The 16,835-nt window shown below is 66.4% G+C and carries 13 protein-coding genes; 6 read left to right on the plus strand and 7 right to left on the minus strand.

What is annotated here, in order from left to right:
* The first annotated feature begins 87 nt into the window (after positions 1 to 87).
* The 3 genes from pip to BDW41_RS21000 all read left to right on the plus strand — a co-directional run bounded on the left by pip (position 88) and on the right by BDW41_RS21000 (position 2,660).
* Positions 88 to 1,041 carry a prolyl aminopeptidase gene (gene pip / locus BDW41_RS20990; protein ID WP_074552087.1) on the plus strand — a complete coding sequence of 318 codons (954 nt, stop codon included), beginning with the start codon at positions 88 to 90 and terminating at the stop codon, positions 1,039 to 1,041.
* A gap of 273 nt (positions 1,042 to 1,314) precedes the next feature.
* Positions 1,315 to 2,265 carry a hypothetical protein gene (locus tag BDW41_RS20995; protein ID WP_074552086.1) on the plus strand — a complete coding sequence of 317 codons (951 nt, stop codon included), beginning with the start codon at positions 1,315 to 1,317 and terminating at the stop codon, positions 2,263 to 2,265.
* A 56-nt stretch (positions 2,266 to 2,321) separates the two neighbouring features.
* Positions 2,322 to 2,660, plus strand: coding sequence for a hypothetical protein (locus tag BDW41_RS21000; protein ID WP_074552084.1), 339 nt, complete (start codon positions 2,322 to 2,324; stop codon positions 2,658 to 2,660).
* Between the two features lie 24 nt (positions 2,661 to 2,684).
* Here the strand turns inward: BDW41_RS21000 and BDW41_RS21005 are convergent, their stop codons facing one another.
* The 6 genes from BDW41_RS21005 to BDW41_RS21025 form a co-directional block, all read right to left on the minus strand.
* Positions 2,685 to 4,265, minus strand: a complete 1,581-nt coding sequence (locus tag BDW41_RS21005) for a tryptophan halogenase family protein (RefSeq protein WP_074552083.1) — start codon at positions 4,263 to 4,265, stop codon at positions 2,685 to 2,687.
* A gap of 178 nt (positions 4,266 to 4,443) precedes the next feature.
* Complete coding sequence (locus tag BDW41_RS21010; protein WP_074552082.1) at positions 4,444 to 6,876, minus strand: TonB-dependent receptor; 2,433 nt, start codon at positions 6,874 to 6,876, stop codon at positions 4,444 to 4,446.
* Between the two features lie 65 nt (positions 6,877 to 6,941).
* A complete protein-coding gene (locus BDW41_RS23805) occupies positions 6,942 to 7,142 on the minus strand; it encodes a hypothetical protein (RefSeq protein WP_233496980.1) in 201 nt (66 codons plus the stop codon).
* Positions 7,143 to 7,248: 106 nt separating this feature from the next.
* Positions 7,249 to 9,666: an exo 1,3/1,4-beta-D-glucan glucohydrolase gene (locus tag BDW41_RS21015; protein ID WP_074552114.1), complete on the minus strand. Its 2,418-nt coding sequence runs from the start codon at positions 9,664 to 9,666 to the stop codon at positions 7,249 to 7,251.
* A gap of 295 nt (positions 9,667 to 9,961) precedes the next feature.
* The gene (locus tag BDW41_RS21020) at positions 9,962 to 10,975 is read right to left on the minus strand and encodes a LacI family DNA-binding transcriptional regulator (protein ID WP_074552081.1); all 1,014 of its coding nucleotides are present in this window, start codon (positions 10,973 to 10,975) and stop codon (positions 9,962 to 9,964) included.
* 153 nt (positions 10,976 to 11,128) lie between these two features.
* Positions 11,129 to 12,313: an alpha/beta hydrolase gene (locus tag BDW41_RS21025; RefSeq protein WP_233496982.1), complete on the minus strand. Its 1,185-nt coding sequence runs from the start codon at positions 12,311 to 12,313 to the stop codon at positions 11,129 to 11,131.
* 293 nt (positions 12,314 to 12,606) lie between these two features.
* Here BDW41_RS21025 and BDW41_RS21030 point away from each other — a divergent pair, with 293 nt between their 5' ends.
* Both BDW41_RS21030 and BDW41_RS21035 read left to right on the plus strand, forming a co-directional pair.
* A complete protein-coding gene (locus tag BDW41_RS21030) occupies positions 12,607 to 13,725 on the plus strand; it encodes a hypothetical protein (RefSeq protein ID WP_146217400.1) in 1,119 nt (372 codons plus the stop codon).
* Positions 13,726 to 13,853: 128 nt separating this feature from the next.
* Complete coding sequence (locus BDW41_RS21035; RefSeq protein ID WP_074552079.1) at positions 13,854 to 14,513, plus strand: hypothetical protein; 660 nt, start codon at positions 13,854 to 13,856, stop codon at positions 14,511 to 14,513.
* A gap of 293 nt (positions 14,514 to 14,806) precedes the next feature.
* On the opposite strand, the gene BDW41_RS21040 is transcribed toward BDW41_RS21035, so the two are convergent.
* On the minus strand, positions 14,807 to 16,456 hold the full coding sequence (locus BDW41_RS21040; protein ID WP_074552078.1) for a M20/M25/M40 family metallo-hydrolase: 1,650 nt from the start codon (positions 16,454 to 16,456) through the stop codon (positions 14,807 to 14,809).
* A gap of 240 nt (positions 16,457 to 16,696) precedes the next feature.
* Between BDW41_RS21040 and BDW41_RS21045 the strand changes: the two genes are divergently transcribed.
* Positions 16,697 to 16,835: GntR family transcriptional regulator (locus BDW41_RS21045; RefSeq protein ID WP_146217401.1), on the plus strand; the 139-nt coding region annotated here is incomplete at its 3' end.

Consider the following 16,835-nt stretch of genomic DNA (forward strand, 5'->3'; position numbering starts at 1 on the left):
GATGACTGATGGCATAGCCGGCCCGCAACGGTTTTCCGGCGGGATCGGGGTGGCTATGCTTCGGTGATCATCCGACGGAGCGCAGCCATGCGCGAGCTTTATCCAGAGATCGAGCCCTACCGCACCGAACGCCTGCGCGTGGACGATATCCACGAGCTGCATGTGGAGGAGTGCGGCAACCCGAACGGCCTGCCAGTGGTGTTCCTGCACGGCGGGCCGGGCTCGGGCCTGTCGCCGTATCACCGGCGTTTCTTCGATCCCGCGCGCTATCGCATCGTGCTGTTCGACCAGCGCGGCGCAGGCCGCTCGACGCCGCATGCCGAACTGCGCAACAACACCACCGCGCACCTGGTGCAGGACATCGAGACGATCCGCGAACACCTGGGCATCGAGCGCTGGGTGGTGTTCGGCGGCTCGTGGGGCTCCACGCTGGCGCTGGCCTATGCGCAGGCGCATCCGGAACGCGTGCTCGGCCTGGTGCTGCGCGGCATCTTCCTCGGCCGTCCCGCCGAACTGCGCTGGTTCAACGAACTCGACGGCGGCGCGCGCTGGATCTTTCCCGAGCGGTGGGCGCACTACGAGGCGCACATTCCCGAGAACGAGCGCGACCACATGGTGGATGCGTACTGGCGCCGCCTCGACAGCGACGACGAAGCCGTGCGCGTGGCCGCCGCCATGGCGTGGAGCGCGTGGGAAGGCGGCAGCACCACGCTGCTGCACGATCCGGATGAACCAGGCATCTTCGAAGACCCTCATGCCGCCGTCAGCGTGGCGCGCACCGAGGCGTACTACTTCCGCCACCAGGTGTTCCTGGAACCGGACCAGTTGCTGCGCGACGTCGGCCGCATCCGCCACATCCCGGCCACCATCGTGCACGGCCGCTACGACGTGATCTGCCCGGTGAAGAACGCCTACGACCTGGCCACGGCGTGGCCGGAAGCGGCCTTCCATATCGTGCTCGCGGGACACAGCGCGGCCGACCCGGCCATTGTCGACGTGCTGATCAACGCCACCGACGCGCTGGCCGACCGCTACGTGTAGTGCGCGACGCGCCTGTCCGGGTGGCGAGCCGGTCGTCTGGACGGCCATGCCACGCGGCGGAGCGCGACGACGCTGGCCACTTTCACCCCCTTGCGGCCAAACCGCCGCTGCGGTTTGATGCAGCCATGGGCGAGCGCTTCCCCATCATCGCGCCGCCTGCATGCTGCAATACCTTCTGCGTAGCGCCACGCGCCTGCGCATGAGCCGGCCGGGTCCCGCGATCCGGCCGGTAGTGTGTGTATGGCTTTAAAGCAACACAACTGGGAGGGTGACATGGAAAGCAGCAAAGTGCGTTCGTCGCGATGGATCGCCATCGCTGCGTGTCTTCTCTTGAGCGCCTTCGTCGGCGCGATGCCGGCGGCGCATGCCGGCGAGAATGCGGTGAGGCTGGATTTCGAGGCATCGCCCTATGCCGACTTCCTGTTCTACCTGCTGCACCGGGACAACCGTAACTTCCCCGACCTGCGTGCATCCGTGCCCATGGACGACGTGAAGACGCTCAACACCGGCGCCTTCCTTCCCGCCTATGCGATGGCCTCGGATGTGCGCAGCTATGCCGATCTCTATAAGTTGGCCTACACCTACGACGACAGCAAGGTGCTGATCGATACGCTCAAGCAGGGCGAATGGCATTTCCCCGCCTTCATGACGTACTGGCGGCAGCAGATGGAACCCAGGGAGCAGGCCACGATCGCCAGCTGGAAAGCGGAGGAGGCCAAGGGCCGCCACGTGGAGCGGCTGGAAGCGCTGACCCGCATGCGCTTTTCCTATGCCTCGGTGAAGGTGGCGGTGATCGCGCTCGGCCCGCTCGGTACGAACATGCAGAATCCGCCGATCATGTTCGCGACCATGCAGGACGCGAACCTGCCCGCCGTGATCGGCTACGAAGGCACGCACATGATGATGAGCGCGCACAACGCGGACTGGAAACGCCGCAAGAACGCCAGCCAGGCGATTGCGCTGATCTCCGCGCGCGGCGGCACGGCCTACGACATCGAGGAAGCCCTGAGCCTGCTGATGGCGGCGAAGCTGCCCGCGTCCTACGACGAAGCGAGCGACCTACCATCGCACGACGAGGGGGATACGCCGCGCCGCGAACTGCTACGCGCGATGGAACGCGACTGGGATCGCTACCACGCGAACACGTCGATGACCGCGGCGGACTTCGCCATCGACGAAACCCTGCGCACCTTCGGCGCGGGCGGCGTCGCGAAGAACCCGTAGGGCATCGCGCGGAACGGGCGCCCGCCCCATGGCGGAGCCCGTTCCGGACTGATCCGATGGAACGCCCCGCCCGCAACGCCTACCGTGGAGCGCTTTTGCCCACGGTGCGCCGCGTGTCCACTGACTACCTCATCTGCCCCCACTGCACCATCGAGGTCCGCAAGGGCTGCAAGGCGTGCCGTGGCTGCCACGCGCGCATCGGCTACGGGCCGCCGTGGCCGTGGCTGGCGGCGGCGCTGGCGCCGTCGATCTGGGTGGCCATGACGGCGCACCGGTTCTTCTACGACTCCTTCCTCGTGTCGTTCGCCATGGGCGGCGTGCTGTTCGGCGGCCTGTGGGTCGTGCTCGACATGGTGTACGAGGATCGCGTGGTGTTCCGGCGCCAGCCATCCTGAAGGCCGGCGCCGCAGGCTGGAAACTCAGGCCACCGCGTTCTGCCGGCCCGCGCGCTCGCGGTATTCCTGGCACATCCGTTCCACCAGCGCGCGATGGTCGGGCAGATCCTGCAGCGCCTGCGATGCCGCGAGCTGGATGTTGCGAAATTCCTGCCGCGCTTCTTCCATGCGCGGATAGGCGCTGCGCATGGCGCTGATGTCGGTCTTGAACTCCATGCCGTACAGCACGTACTGCCAGCTCGACACCAGGAACATTTCCAGGTCGCTGATGAAATCCAGCCGGTGCGGCGGACGATGCTTCCACTGCGCGAGCTTGTCCTGCAGCGTGGCGGGAATGCTGGCCGCGTCGGTGTTGTCGATCCAGAAGGCCGAGTCGCGGCGCTGGCTCAGGCAGTAGTGCATCTTGATGAAGTCGATGATGCGGTCGTAGCGCGCGATCATCATCTCGTTGAAATGCCGCGCGGCGCGTTCCATCTCGTCGGTGTCGCTGGGCAGCAGGTGGGTCAGCAGATACGTGGCCAGTTCGATCAGCGCGATGCCGGTGGATTCCAGCGGCTCGACGAACCCGCCCGCCAGCCCTACGGCGACGCAGTTCCTGCGCCAGTGCTCCGGCCGGTAGCCCGTCTCGAACTTGATGTGCATGGCCTTGAGGCCCTCGGCGGCGGCGCCAAGGTAGCCACGGAACACCTGCTCCGCGCGCTCGTCGGACGTGTGCCGCGACGAATACACGTAGCCCACGCCACGCCGCTTCTGCAGGCCGATGTCCCAGATCCATCCCGCCTCCTGTGCGGTGGAGATGGTGTAGGAGGGAATGGGCGTATCGGCTTTCTCGTACGGCACCTGCATGGCCACGGCGCGGTCGGCGAACAGCACGTCGGCGCGACTCTTGAACGGCGACTGCATCACGTTGCCGATCAGCAGACCACGCAGGCCGGTGCAATCCACGTACAGATCGGCGGTGAGCTCGCCCAGTTCCCTGGTCACCACGCGCGCGATGGCGCCGTGCTCGTCCAGTTCGGTGCGCTCCACCGTCGCCACATGGCGCTTGACGCCGAGCGCTTCCTGCCCATGCTCGGCGAGCACGCGCGCGAAGCATGCGGCGTCGAAGTGGAAGGCATGGTTCATCGGGCCCTGGTAGTCGGGATCCTTGAAACGCTTGGGGCCACGGCCATGATCGACCAGCGCGGTCTGCATCGACACCGCATCAGCGAACGGCATGCCTTCCGGCGCGGCGCCCAGCAGCCAGTACGGCAGCAGTTCCGGTCCGCCGGGCCGCTGGCTGGGTGCATTGAACGGGTGGAAGAAATGATCCGCGCCCGGCGTGCCGGGCGGCCGCACCCAATGGCGATAGTGGATGCCCTGCTTGTACGTGGCGGTCGCGCCGACCAGGAAACGGCGCTCGTCCAATCCGATGGCCGCCAACGTGCCGCGGATGGAAGGAAAGGTCGCCTCGCCCACGCCGAGCAGGCCGATGTCCGGCGATTCCACCAGATGCACCTGCACGCCCTGCGGATCGCGCGCGTTCACCGCCTTGGCGAGATAGCAGGCGGCGAGCCAGCCGGCCGTGCCGCCACCGACGATCAGCACCTTCTTCAGACGAGCCATGATGTTTCCCTGCCGGCATGCAACGCAGGGGCTTGCATGAAAGAACTGCCGGGCCGCCCCACGCGGACCCGGCAAAGACGCCATTCAAGGGGAGGAACGGCGACGCCCTCCGGAGCATCGCCTGCAGAACGGCAAACCGCGGGCGGCGCGAACGTCATGGGGCGCCGCCCCTTGTTCATCAGAACCACACACCGAGCTGCACGCCGTAGGTGCGTGGCGCGAGGTACTGCGACACGTACTGCAGCGAGCCGTCCGACATCAGGAAGCGGCCGGCGCTGGTGCGGATCTTGTCATCGGACACGTTCTGCACGTACGCGTTGACCCACCACTTGTCGCCCGGCTCGGTATAGCGCAGCGAGATGTCGCCACGCGTGTACGCCTTCTGCTGGTCGCCCGAGCCCAGGTTGAAGTAGCTCAGCCATTGCGTGCTCTGGTACTGCGCGCTCAGGCGCGGCGTGAGGCGTCCGCCATTGGAGAGATGGAAATCGTGCTCGTAAATGGCGGTGAGCGACACGTTGGGCGCATGCGGCAGGTCGTTGCCGGTGACGTTCATGCAGTTGGCGAGATTCGACGCGGGCGGACAGGCCGGCAAGCCCTGGTAGTCGTTGCTGCCCGCATAGATGAGCGTGCCGAGTTCCTTCTTCGGAATGGCGGAGAACACCAGGTCCAGACGGTCGTCCTTCTGCTGGTACGCCAGCTCCGATTCGATACCGAGCACCTTCGTGCTGCCGCCGACATTGGAGAAGCCCAGGCCATGGTTGCCATCGGGATAGACGATGGGCGCCGACAGCTGGAAGTTCTTGAAGTCTTCGTAATAGATGGCCGAGTTCCACGTCATGTGGCCATCGAGGAAGGTGAACTTGCTGCCGATTTCATAGTTGGTCAGCGTTTCGGGCTGGTACAGCGTGCCCGCATCCTGCGTGCCGCCGGACTTGTAGCCGGTGGAGACGCTGGCATACAGCAGGCCGTTGGAGCCCACGTCCGTATCCAGGCGCACCAGCCAGGTCGGCTTGCTCTTGCTGTAGCGCGCGGTGTTCCGCTGCGAAATGGTGAAGCCGTTGGACGGATCCGGATAGACGCCCGGCGAGATCGGCACCTGCGGCACGGTCGGGTCATAGTCCCAGCCCCAGTTGATGCCGCCCTTGTTTTCCTTGGTGTCGTGCGACCAGCGCGCACCGCCGGTGAGGCGCCAATGGTCGCTGATGTGCCAGGTGGCCTGGCCGAACAGCGCATACGACTCCACCGTTTCCTTGGGCTGGATGAAGGAGCCCTGCCAGTTCACCGAACCGTACTGGGTGCCGTTCATGATGGGAATGTCGAAGCGGATGTTGTTGTCTTCGTACCCGTAGTACGCACCCACGATCCAGTCCACCAGCTGCGGGCCGCTGGACTTCAGGTCCACTTCCTGGCTCCAGCTCTTGTAGTTGGAGTAGTTGGTGCGGTCGTCCTGGTACACGCCGCCGGTGGTGAAGCTGGTGGGCACGGCGACGCCGACATCCTGGTCGAAATCGCTCTTGCCCGAGTAGCGGTTGTAGCCGGCGATGTAGCTCAGCTGCATGCCGTCGTTGATCTGCCAGTCCATGCGGCTGCGCAGCGTCTTGGAGGTGCGGTCCAGGTACGGCGCGGTGTCGATCAGCGCGGACCAGAAATCCTGGCCCTGGCGCGGCGTCTGCATCAGGCTCAGGTCCGGCGTGCCGCGATCGAGGAAATATTCGTACGAGAGGTTCCACTTGAACGAATCGCTGGGTTGCCACAGCGCGCTCACGCGCGCGGCGGACTGATCCTGCGAGTTGTACTTCTTGCCGCCCTGCACGTACTGGTCGGCATTGATCGGCTGGAACTTCGCCGGATCGCCGCCGGAAGCGAGATACGCCTGTTGCTGCTGCGCCACGCTCGGCAGCTCGCTCGACGGGTTCTGGTAATCCACATAGCCGTCGTGCTGCTCGTGCACCATCGCCACGCGCATGGCGAAGGTGTCGCTGATGGGCAGGTTCACCGCGGCGCGCGCGCCCATCTGGTTGTAGTTGCCCGCTTCCACCTGCGCATTGCCGTAGAAGCCGGCGCCGATATCCGGTTTGGCCGTCTGAAAGCTGATGGCGCCCGCAGTGGAGTTGCGGCCCCACAGCGTGCCCTGCGGGCCGCGCAGCACTTCCACGCCGTCCATGTCCAGCAGCAGGCCGGAGGCGGCTTCGGCGCGCGGCGCGTACACGCCGTCGACGAAGGTGGCTACTTCCGGGTCCGCGTATTCGGTCTTGGCGCTGTCGTTGCCGATGCCGCGCAGGGTCAGCGTGACCACGCCATGATCGCCCTGGCTCGTGCCCTGCAGGCCCGGCACGAGCTTGGTCAGGTCCTGCACGGTCATCACACGCTCCTTGTCGAGCGTGTCGGGCGTGATGGCGCTCACCGCCACCGGGGTTTTCTGCAGCGGTGTCTCGCGCTTGGTCGCGGTCACCGAAATGGCGTCGAGCTGCTTGACCTTCTTGTCGGCGGGCGGCGCGGGATTCTGCGAAGGCGCGCTCTGCGGCGCGGCATCCTGATCCGCGGCGAGCACCACGCCCGGGGCAAGGACTAGGGACATGGCGATATACAACGCCGAATAGCGCAACTTCATCTGGCTTCCCCTCAATTCAAATCGGATTGTTGTGGGTCACCGCCCTCGACGGCGACTGGCTGATGTCATCCCCCGATGACAGCGCTGTCATTCACAGCCATGACAGCGCTGTCATGGCGATCATAGAACGGTTCTTCGGCAGAAGCTTGACGCGCGGCAGCAAGGCATGTGCTCTCCCTCAACCCCTGCTGCAACTGGCTTTGCCCGACCGCGAACGACATCTTCGCGGCCATTTTTGATGCAAGAGCAAATGGACGTTCAGCCATCCATTGCCCGTAACCACTGACGCACCCTTTCCTTTCGACTACTTCGTGGACGGGAAAAGGCTTACTGCTCGTTCCACTCCCATCCGGCTCGAAACCAAGCCCTTCATCACTTGACGCAATCGACCACACGGTCGACATCGGTGCCCAGCGCGACGCGGGAGATCGCGATGTCCGCGCCCTTGCCGGCACTCCACGCGAACGGCTGATCGATGTGGTGCATGTCCGCGCCCGCGGCGCGGAAACATTTCAGCGGCACGCCTACGCGCACCCATTGCCCGGCCGCCAGCGTCGACAGGGTCTTGCCCAGCGACACGCGTCCCTGGCAAGCCTTGCCGCAGCCCATGGCGATCCATGCATCCTGCGTGGGCAGCGCATCGACGCGCAGCGTCGTCACCAGCAGCACGTCGCCATTGGTTTCGCGATCCAGGTCCAGCGGCGCGCGCGCATGGATGGCGAGCTGCGCGTTGCCTGCGTTCCAGGTGAAACGTCGCGCGTCTTCCTGCGCCTTGTAGTCCAGCGCCGCCATATGCAGGCTGCCGTCCGGCGTGGTGGCCGGCGATACGTCGCCGGTGATGGCCGCGCCCTTCGCATCCACCAGGGTGAAGGCATAGCCATGCACGGCCTTGCCGCGATCGAGATAGTTGCCCACCGGAATCTGCTCGCCGGTGATGCCCGACACTTCCGGCAGCGGGCGCACGGTCGCGTGGTCGGCATAGCTCAGGCCATAACCCAGCGGAAACTGCGGCGCGCCCTGCCCCACCACCGCGGTGCTGGGCCACGCATACGCGAGCTTGCCGTGGAAGTCGTGGGCGATGCCGCCGTCGCGCTTGCGCAGCAGCACGTCCGCCACGCCGCCGCCTTCGCTGCCAGGCAGCCACGCCGCGACGAACGCGTCGGCCGCGTTGATCTCGCGATTCATCCACAGCGGCCGTCCGCTCAGGAATACCGCCACCACGGGAATGCCCTGCCCGCGCAGATGACGGATGAGTTCGAGGTCGTGATCGTCGCCGGGACGGAACAGCAGATTGGGAATATCGCCCTGGAATTCCGCATACGGATCCTCGCCGAATACCACCACGGCGACGTCGGGCTTCGCGGTGAAATGGCCGTCCGTTTCGATCTCGGCCGAACCGCCGGCCGCCTTCACCTGCTCGACGATGCCGGCGCCGATGGACTGCGCGCCGGGGAAATCCGCGTTCTTCAGCCCCGTGCCCTGCCAGTTGAGCGTCCAGCCGCCGCTCTGGCGCGAGATATTGTCCGCGCCCTCGCCCGCGATCAGGATGCGCCTGCGCGGATCGAGCGGCAGCAGGCCGTTGTTGTTCTTCAGCAGCACCAGCGATTCGCGCACCGCGCGACGCGCGATGGCGCGATGCGCCGGGCTGCCGACGATCTCGTTCGCCTTCTGCACGATGGGCTGCGTGGACGGCGCACCCGCCTCGAACAGGCCCGCGCGGAATTTCACGCGCAGGATGCGCGCCACGGCGTCATCCAGCCGCGCCATCGGGATCGCGCCGGACTTCACCTCGGCCAGCGTGTGTTCGTAGAGACCACGCCAGCTGTCGGGCGCCATCAGCATATCGAGCCCGGCGTTGTACGCCGTGGGGCAATCCTCGTTGGTGCAGCCGGGCACCTGGCCGTGCGCGTTCCAGTCGCCCACCACCAGGCCCTGGAAATCCATGCGCTGCTTGAGCACGTCGGTGATGAGGGCCTTGTCGCCGGTGATCTTGCGGCCGTTCCAGCTGGAGAACGAGGCCATGATCACCTGCACGCCGGCATCGATGGCGGGCACGTAGCCCGCCGCGTGGATGTCGCGCAGCGCGGCCTCGGTGATCTGCGCGTCGCCCTGATCCTTGCCGTTGTGCGTGCCGCCGTCCGCGAGGAAATGCTTGGCGGAGGCCAGCACGTGCGCGCCATCCAGGAACTGCGGCGTGCCGACCTTGCCCTGCAGTCCCTCGATCATCGCGGTGGCGTACTGCGCGACGATCTTCGGGTCCTGCGAGTAGCCTTCGTACGAGCGGCCCCAGCGCACGTCCTGCGGCACGGCGAGCGTGGGCGCGAAGCTCCAGTTGATGCCGGTGGCGCGCACTTCGGCCGCGGTCGCCTCGCCGATCTCGCGGATCAGCTCCGGATCGTGCGCGTTGCCGAGCGCGGAGTTCTGCGGAAACAGCGTGGCGCCCACCACGTTGTTGTGGCCATGCACCGCGTCGATGCCGAACAGCAGCGGGATCGGCGGGTGATCACCGTTGGTTTCCATCGCGGCGCGATAGAACGCCTCCGATGCGGCCTTCCACTCGTCCACCGTGGCGGTCACCGTGCCATGCGGCTTGGAGTTGCCGCCGGCGAGGATCGCGCCGAGGTGGTACTTGCGCACGTCGTCCGGCGTCACGCTGAGGATGTCGGCCTGCACCAGCTGGCCGACCTTTTCCTCCACTGTCATCTTCGCCATCAGCGCCGAGACGCGGGTTTCCAGTGCGTTATCCCTGGGGAACGGCCAGGTGGCGCGCGGCCATGTATCGGGGTGCACGGGCGACGCATCGTCCGCCAGCGCGACACCGGCGACGGCGCAGGCGAGCGCGAGGGAAAGAACGGTCGGAACACGGCGCAAACGGCGAACGGAAGCCAGCACGGCTTTCTCCATCAGGCAGGAGCCGGCTCCCCCTTGGAGCCGGACGCCGCCGAGACTGACAGAAATGACAGCGCTGTCAATTTGCGACGCAACACGCCCGAGACGGGCCATTCCAGTGACCAGTTGGACGAATAAATCGCGTTAATTCAATGGATTGCCGCAGAAGATGCACGCGGGCGACGCCCGCTCGCCCTCAAGGCGCCCGTGACGTCGATTCCCGCAACTGCAGCGCGTACGGCACCTGCACCAGCAGGCCGGTCCCACGGCCACGCAGCAGTTCCATCAACTGCAGCGCCGCGAGCTTGCCCATCTCGCGGCTGGGCTGGCGCACGGTGGTGAGCGGGGGCCACAGCTGCGTGGCGAGCGGCGTGTCGTCGAAGCCGCAGACGGAGAGATCGCGCGGCACTTTCAGGCCGCGCTCGTTCGCTGCCCACATCACGCCGGCAGCCATGTCGTCGTTCGCGGCGAAGATCGCCGTGGGCAGCTCGGGCAGCGCGAACAGTTCGCGCGCCGCGATGACGCCGGAGCCGAAGGTGAATTCGCCCTGCACCACGTACTGCGGATCGAACGGCAGGCCCACCGCCGCCAGTGCGTCCTTGTAGCCCGCCATGCGCCAGCGGCTGGCGCCGTGGTTGGCGATGCCCACGATGTGGGCGATGTGCCGGTGCCCCAGTTCCACCAGGTGCGTCACCAGCGCCTTGGCCGCCTGCTGTTCGTCCATGCACACGCCGATGGCGCCGCCGTGCTGCACCGGCGAAATGCTGGAGTACGGCACGCCGTGTTCCTTCAGGCGTTGCAGCAGCGGGGCGAAATCGGTGAGCGGCGGCGTCATGATCACGCCGTCGATGTGGTGGTCGAACACCAGTGCATCGACGCGGCGGATGAAGTCCTGACCGCGCATGCGCAGCGGGCACGCCATCATGCTGTAGCGGTGCGCGTCGCAGGCGTCGAGCACGCCGTCCTGCACTTCGGCCAGGTAGGTGGACGCCGGGTTGTCGTTGTTGTCGTAGAGCATCGCCACCAGGAACGACCGGCTTCCCGCCAGCCCGCGCGCCGCGGGGCTGGGCCGGTAATTCATCGATTCCATCGCCGCCAGCACTTTCTGGCGGGTGGATTCCTTGACCGAGGGCTCTTCGTTGAGAACGCGGGAAACTGTCTTGGGGGACACGCCCGTCGCACGTGCTACGTCTTCGAGGCGGACCCGCATAGTGACTCCCGACTGCAAGCTGCTGCGGGACCAATATGCCTTTTGCCCGAGCCGGTTTACAAGAACCGGCGGCGCGCCGGCCGAAAACCTTGCGGCCGGCGGCCCGACAGCCCCTTGCAAGGGCTGACCGGCCGCCGGCCTGCGCGGCGCTGCTCAGCGGTCGCGAACCACTTCGGCGGGCGCCGCGTCGCCGGCCTTCTGCGCCAGCGGCAGCGCATCCTCGACCAGGTGCACCAGGAAGCGGCCCGGCTGCTCCTGCATCATCATGTGCGCGGAGTCGGCGAAGATCACCAGCCGCTTGGACGGCGCCTGCAGGTCGTCGAACCACTTTTCCGCGGTTTCGTGCGGCGTGGTGTAGTCGTGCGCGCCGACGTAGACGAGCACCGGGCAATCGAAATGCGTGGTGTGGTCGAAGTCCACGTCCAGCAGCGCATCGAGCAGGTGATGCAGCGAGAACAGGCTGCCCTTGTCGATGGCGTCCAGGTCTTCGCGGGTGTAGTCGGGCGAGAGTTCTTCCGCGTCCACGTCGAACTGGTAGTCCTTGCGTCCCCAGGCGAGGCCGCCGTAATACATCTCCCACTGGCCGCGCACGCCGATGCGCTCGGGCGTGAGCTTGGCGGTGCCAGGATACGGGCCGATGCCTTCCAGTGCGGCGATGGCCTTGGTGTTGCCCTCGGCCCTGGCGCGGCCCAGCGCATAGTTGTAGCCGATGGCTTCGTTGCGCCGGCCGTTCACCACCTGGCCCGCCGAGATGTACGCGTAGAACCAGTCCGGATGCTTCTGCGCCAGGTGCACGCCAAGCGCCGTGCCCCACGAATGCCCCAGCAGGAAGATCTTCTGCTTGTGGTAGTGCTCGCGCAGGTATTGGGCGACCTGTGCGGCGTCGTCGGTCATGGTCTCCACGTTCATGCCGGGCGCCATCGCCGCTTCGCTGTTCGCGCGATAGGTCTTGCCCGCGCCGCGCTGGTCCCACTGCACGACGGTGAAGTAGTCCTCCCACGCGCTCTGGAAGGTGTAGCCCTCGGGCATGGCGGGCGCGGCCGGGCCGCCGTGCAGGAACAGCAGGATGGGATTGCGCCGATCCTTGCCGCGCACGGAGATCCACTGGTCGATGCCGTTGATGTGCAGCTTGATCTTCTCGTTGATGCCTTGCGACGGAAGGATCATGCGGTTGCTGTCGAGGATGCGGCGCACTTCGTCGCGCGAGATCATCGACTTGTCCGGCGTGGCCGCCACCGTGGCCGGCTTGGCGGGCGCTTCGTCGGCATGGGCGTGGCCCGCGGCGAAACCGGCGGCAAGAAACAACGAGACGAACGCGGACGTGCGCAAGATATTCAAGACAGCTCTCCTGTGTGTGTCCGTGGAGCCCCTCTGCTCCAGCGGATGTTGTATGCGCGCCTACATTCCGATGCGGCGCCGCTGCGATGGAGAGAGCAAGCGGCGTGCCAGCCCCGCGCTGCAGCGCGGAAGCCCGCCGGATCAGTGACTTGCGCCTGATGGCGTGCAACCGGCCGGGCGTCCGCGGACAAAGGCGCGGACGTCCGCCCTGTCCGCGCGCCCCGCCCCTTCACCCATGAGACATCCATTTTGCCGCACACTGGCCGACCTCTTTGCATGCCCAGGTCGTTCACGTGCGAGTCGCTCATCCCACGCATCGTTCCACTTTTTCGCTACGCCCGGCGCTGTGCGCCTTCGTCATGTTGCTGGGCGGCGCCGCGAGCACGCAGGCCGATGCACAGGGTTCGCCGCGCAACGCCGCGCCAGCGGCGAATGGCGGCCAGCTCGCCGTGCAGGTGAATGACGACCGCATCACGCTGTCCGTGGCCAAGGTGCCGCAGGTGTACCTGTACGGCACTATCGACGCGGACGCGGCGCAGCGCGTGGGCGCGATGATCCAGTCGCGCAAGATCCCGCCCAACAGCGACATCTATCTCAACTCGCCCGGCGGTGACCTCGCGGCGGGCATGGCGTTGGGGCGCCTGTTCCGCGCAGGCAACATGACCACGCACCTGGGCTCGCCGCGACGCACCGCGACGCAGCCGATCTTCCCGAAGGCCTCGCAATGCGTGGATGCCTGCGCCTACGCCTATGCCGGCGGACTGTTCCGCTGGGCGCCCACGGGCAGCGACCGCTTCGGTGCGCAGCCTGTGAGCGGCAACCCTTCCGCGAGTGCGGCCAGCGCGTATCTGAAGGACATGGGCGTGAATCCGCAGGTGTTCGGCAGCGCACCCAGCAGCGAAGTGACCTGGCTGGATGCGGAGCAGATGCGCAAGGATGGCCTGGCCAACAACGGCCGCCTCACGCCCACCGCGGTCTACGGCCCGGCGAACGGCGGCACCTCGCTCACGCTCACGCAGCAGGCGCGCGATGGCGAGCATCGACTGATCCTTCAATGCCGTCCCGATGGCCTGTCCATCACCGCCAATTACGCCATTGGCGCGGACCGCGCGCGGCAAATGGTGGCACGCGCCACGCATTCGTATTTCGAGGTCAACGACAAGCCCGTCGCCGAGGACAACCACGCGAACATCGCCACCGTGGGCCAGTCGGTGGTGTTCACCCAGAGCATTCCGCTTGCGCAACTGAGCCAGCTGCCGTCCGCTTATCTCATGGCCGCGTGGCTGGCCGACCGCGGCGGCAACGTGCGTTACGGCTTCTGGATGGAAATGGAACCGGTACGCAACGAGTTGCGCAGCTTCAGCAACGGCTGCCAGCAGATGGCCAAACAGACCGCCGCCGCCCGGAGCTGAGCGCCTTCGCGCCGACCATGCCGCATGGCATGTGACGACGCATCGCGCGCAGTGGCAACCTCGCTGCCGTGTATTCGGGGCACGGCGCGAGCCGCGCCTCGATCCTCCACTGAACGACGAGGTGCATCATGTGGAAGACGATGGCGGCGGCATCCCTGGCCCTGGCCTGCCTTGCGCTGCCGGCGCACGGCCAGACGCCGGAACGAACGGTGAGCGGCACGACCGTCACCTCGACCCATGACCCGACGCTGCGCATCGACCTGCCCGCCTCGGCGCGGTACGTAGGCGCGGATCGCTGGCTGCTGCTGGGCTTCGACGATTGCGAGATGCACCTGTTCGTGGATGCCGACGCCGACAAACACATCCAGCGCCTGTACTGGGTGCAGTTCGAAGCCTATATCCCCGAACGTCCCGAGCTGCATCACGACTACTCGGCCTCACGCCGCGTCACCATCGACGGACTGGATTTCTACCTCGACACCTGGGTGCAGGACGCCAGCCAGCCCGCCGAGAAGGATTCCGACGGCGACCACCAGCGGCGCCTGCTCGCCGCCAAGGGCTATACGCGACCGGCGAATGGCATGTACGTGCGGCTGGTCCACCTGCCCGATGCGCAGAAGCGCAAGGAGCTGATGGTGATCTACGGCGAAGACCTCGCGCCCACGGGCTACACCGCTGCGCAGCTTGGCGAGCATGGCGAGGCGCATGGGCGCTGGACGGGGATCGAGAAGGGGTTGATCGAGCGGGCGCGGGAGCGGGTGTCGTTTCGGCCCCTGAGTCAACACTGAGACCTCAGTTTGCTCGTCATTCCCGCGAAGGCGGGAATGACGATCCATGAGGCTTGACGCAAGCAACTCGCGCCCGGCTCTTAGAACCGGTTCAAAATCTCGCATGACCACCTATATCCCTCACCGTCATTCCGGCGCAGGCCGGAATCCAGTAACGGGGATGATCGGTCATCGCGTGACATCTAAGTCATTGGTGCTTCCGCGAAAACCGCACATAGAAGTCACTGGATTCCGACCTTCGCCGGAATGACGGTGAGGGGATGGGATACTGACGCGAGATTTTGGAGAGCCTCTTACTGCGCCCTCTCACCACCCGGATGCGACACGAACTTCGGCGGCGTCGCCTCGTTGGCGAACTGCCACGCGCTGAGATACGCCAGCTTGAGGATCTTCGCCATCTTCGGGTAATCGATCTTTTCCGCCGTGTCGCTCGGATGGTGGTAGTCCGGATGGAATCCGGTGAACCACCAGAAGGCCGGCACGTTGTGCAGCACGAATGGGAACTGGTCGGAGCGGAAGAACACGTTCAGCGCGTACTCGTGGTCGAAGCGGTCATCCAGCGTGAGGCCCACGTCCGCATTCGCCTTGGCCACGGTGCGCTGGTAGTCCGGGCTGTACGCCGCGCCGATCAGGTTGAGGCGGTTGCTGGTGTCGGCCGGGATGTCGATCAGTCCGTCAGTCTGCGGGCTGGGCTTCTCGTCGCGGCCGATCATGTCGAAGTTGATCATCGCGCGCGTGGTGTCCAGCGGACGCAGCGGATGCGCGGCCAGGTAGTACGCGCCGAGCAGGCCGCGCTCTTCCGCCGCGAACACGGCGAACAGGATCGAGCGCCTGGGCTTGGCGGGATTGGCCGCGAACGCGCGCGCCAGCGTCACCACGCCCACTGTGCCAGAGGCATTGTCGTCGGCGCCGTGCCAGATCTTGTCGCCGGCCTGGCCGTCATGGTCGTGATGCGCGCTGATGATGATGGTTTCCGGCGCCAGCTTCGGATCGCTGCCTTCGATCAGGCCCACCGCATTCCAGGTGGTCGCCTCGCGGCGCGTGCTGTTCTTCAGGTGCAGGCTGATGGCGGTGTCCGGCAGCGGCTGCGAACGCGGCTTCAGGTCGCTGTCGATGCCCGACTGCAGCGCGAGCGGCGTGCTGCCACTGGTGGCCAGCAAGGCGTTCGCCACGTCGGCGGAGATGATCATGCTGGGGATGTGCAGCGGATTGTCTGCCAGCGCCTGCGCGGGAATCGGGTTGGCCGCGTGCTCGGCATGATGGCCGATGCGCGTGCGCACTTCCTGCGCGGAAGGATGGTTGTGCGAAGGCTCGGGCGCCATCAGCACGGCGACGGCGCCGTGCTCCTGCGCGTTCAACACCTTCACGTAACCGGTGGCATAGCGCGTGTTGCCGGTGCCGTTGAAGATGGACTTGGGGTCCTTCTCCTGCGGCTCGTGGTCGAACACCACCACTACCTTACCCTTCACGTCGAGGCCGGCGTAGTCGTCGTAGCCCAGCTCCGGCGCGGTGATGCCGTAGCCGGCGAACACCACGGGCGCGGAGACATCCTGGTCGGTGGGAAACGCGCCGGACACGTCCGGATCCTTCCACTCGGTGTCCTTGCCCTTGCGCTTGAGCACCAGGCGCGTGGCCTTGGCGTCGGGACGGTACTCGATCAGCGGCACGGCCTGCAGGAAGCTGGGCCTGCCCTCGGCATCCGTCGCGGCGGGCTTGAGCCCGGCCTTGTCGAACTCCGAGGCGATCCACTGCACGGCCGCGTCATCGCCCGGCTGCAGCGAGAGCCGGCCCTGCAGCGCGTCGGAGGCAAGGAAGCTGATGTCGGCATGCAGGTCGCGCTCGCGGATCTGCGCCAGGCCGGGCTGCTCGGTGGCGGGAACCGCCGCGAGCGCGGCGGTGGTGAAGGTCGCGGCGAGCGCGAAGGCAAGGAACCTGCGGGGCATGGACACTCCGTTGGGCGCGGACGGCTGGCCGTCCGTGGGGTTGGGTCGCCCGAGCGTGCCACGCGGGTCTCGATCGTTCAAATCCGACCATCGTCGCGCCGGCTCCCGCAAAGCGGCGATAGCTCGCAAAATTTCACGTAAAACAGCTTGGCAGGGAGCGAGTCGGGCGCTTATAGCCAGTTTGTAGACAATCGACCCGGACGCGTCGCCGCCGGGCGCGGGGAGCCAGAGGATCTCATGATGAAGCCGATCACCGTTCGCAGCCTGTACGGGCACGTCATGCACGAGCTCGGGCAGCGCATCGTCAGCGGCAAGGTGAAGCCCGGCGAGATCCTGCCGCGCGAGGAATCCCTGGCCGAAAGCCTGCAGGTCAGCCGCA

This window comes from Dyella sp. AtDHG13 (genome assembly GCF_003201105.1).
Taxonomy (GTDB): domain Bacteria; phylum Pseudomonadota; class Gammaproteobacteria; order Xanthomonadales; family Rhodanobacteraceae; genus Dyella; species Dyella jiangningensis_B.

What these genes read in the sequence shown, in the direction of transcription:
- BDW41_RS21010 (WP_074552082.1), bottom strand. Translation starts at nt 6,876, where the DNA reads ATGAAGTTGCGCTATTCGGCGTTGTATATCGCCATGTCCCTAGTCCTT.
- BDW41_RS20995 (WP_074552086.1), top strand. Translation starts at nt 1,315, where the DNA reads ATGGAAAGCAGCAAAGTGCGTTCGTCGCGATGGATCGCCATCGCTGCG.
- pip (WP_074552087.1), top strand. Translation starts at nt 88, where the DNA reads ATGCGCGAGCTTTATCCAGAGATCGAGCCCTACCGCACCGAACGCCTG.
- BDW41_RS21000 (WP_074552084.1), top strand. Translation starts at nt 2,322, where the DNA reads ATGGAACGCCCCGCCCGCAACGCCTACCGTGGAGCGCTTTTGCCCACG.
- BDW41_RS21035 (WP_074552079.1), top strand. Translation starts at nt 13,854, where the DNA reads ATGTGGAAGACGATGGCGGCGGCATCCCTGGCCCTGGCCTGCCTTGCG.
- BDW41_RS21020 (WP_074552081.1), bottom strand. Translation starts at nt 10,975, where the DNA reads ATGCGGGTCCGCCTCGAAGACGTAGCACGTGCGACGGGCGTGTCCCCC.
- BDW41_RS23805 (WP_233496980.1), bottom strand. Translation starts at nt 7,142, where the DNA reads ATGGCTGAACGTCCATTTGCTCTTGCATCAAAAATGGCCGCGAAGATG.
- BDW41_RS21040 (WP_074552078.1), bottom strand. Translation starts at nt 16,456, where the DNA reads ATGCCCCGCAGGTTCCTTGCCTTCGCGCTCGCCGCGACCTTCACCACC.
- BDW41_RS21005 (WP_074552083.1), bottom strand. Translation starts at nt 4,265, where the DNA reads ATGGCTCGTCTGAAGAAGGTGCTGATCGTCGGTGGCGGCACGGCCGGC.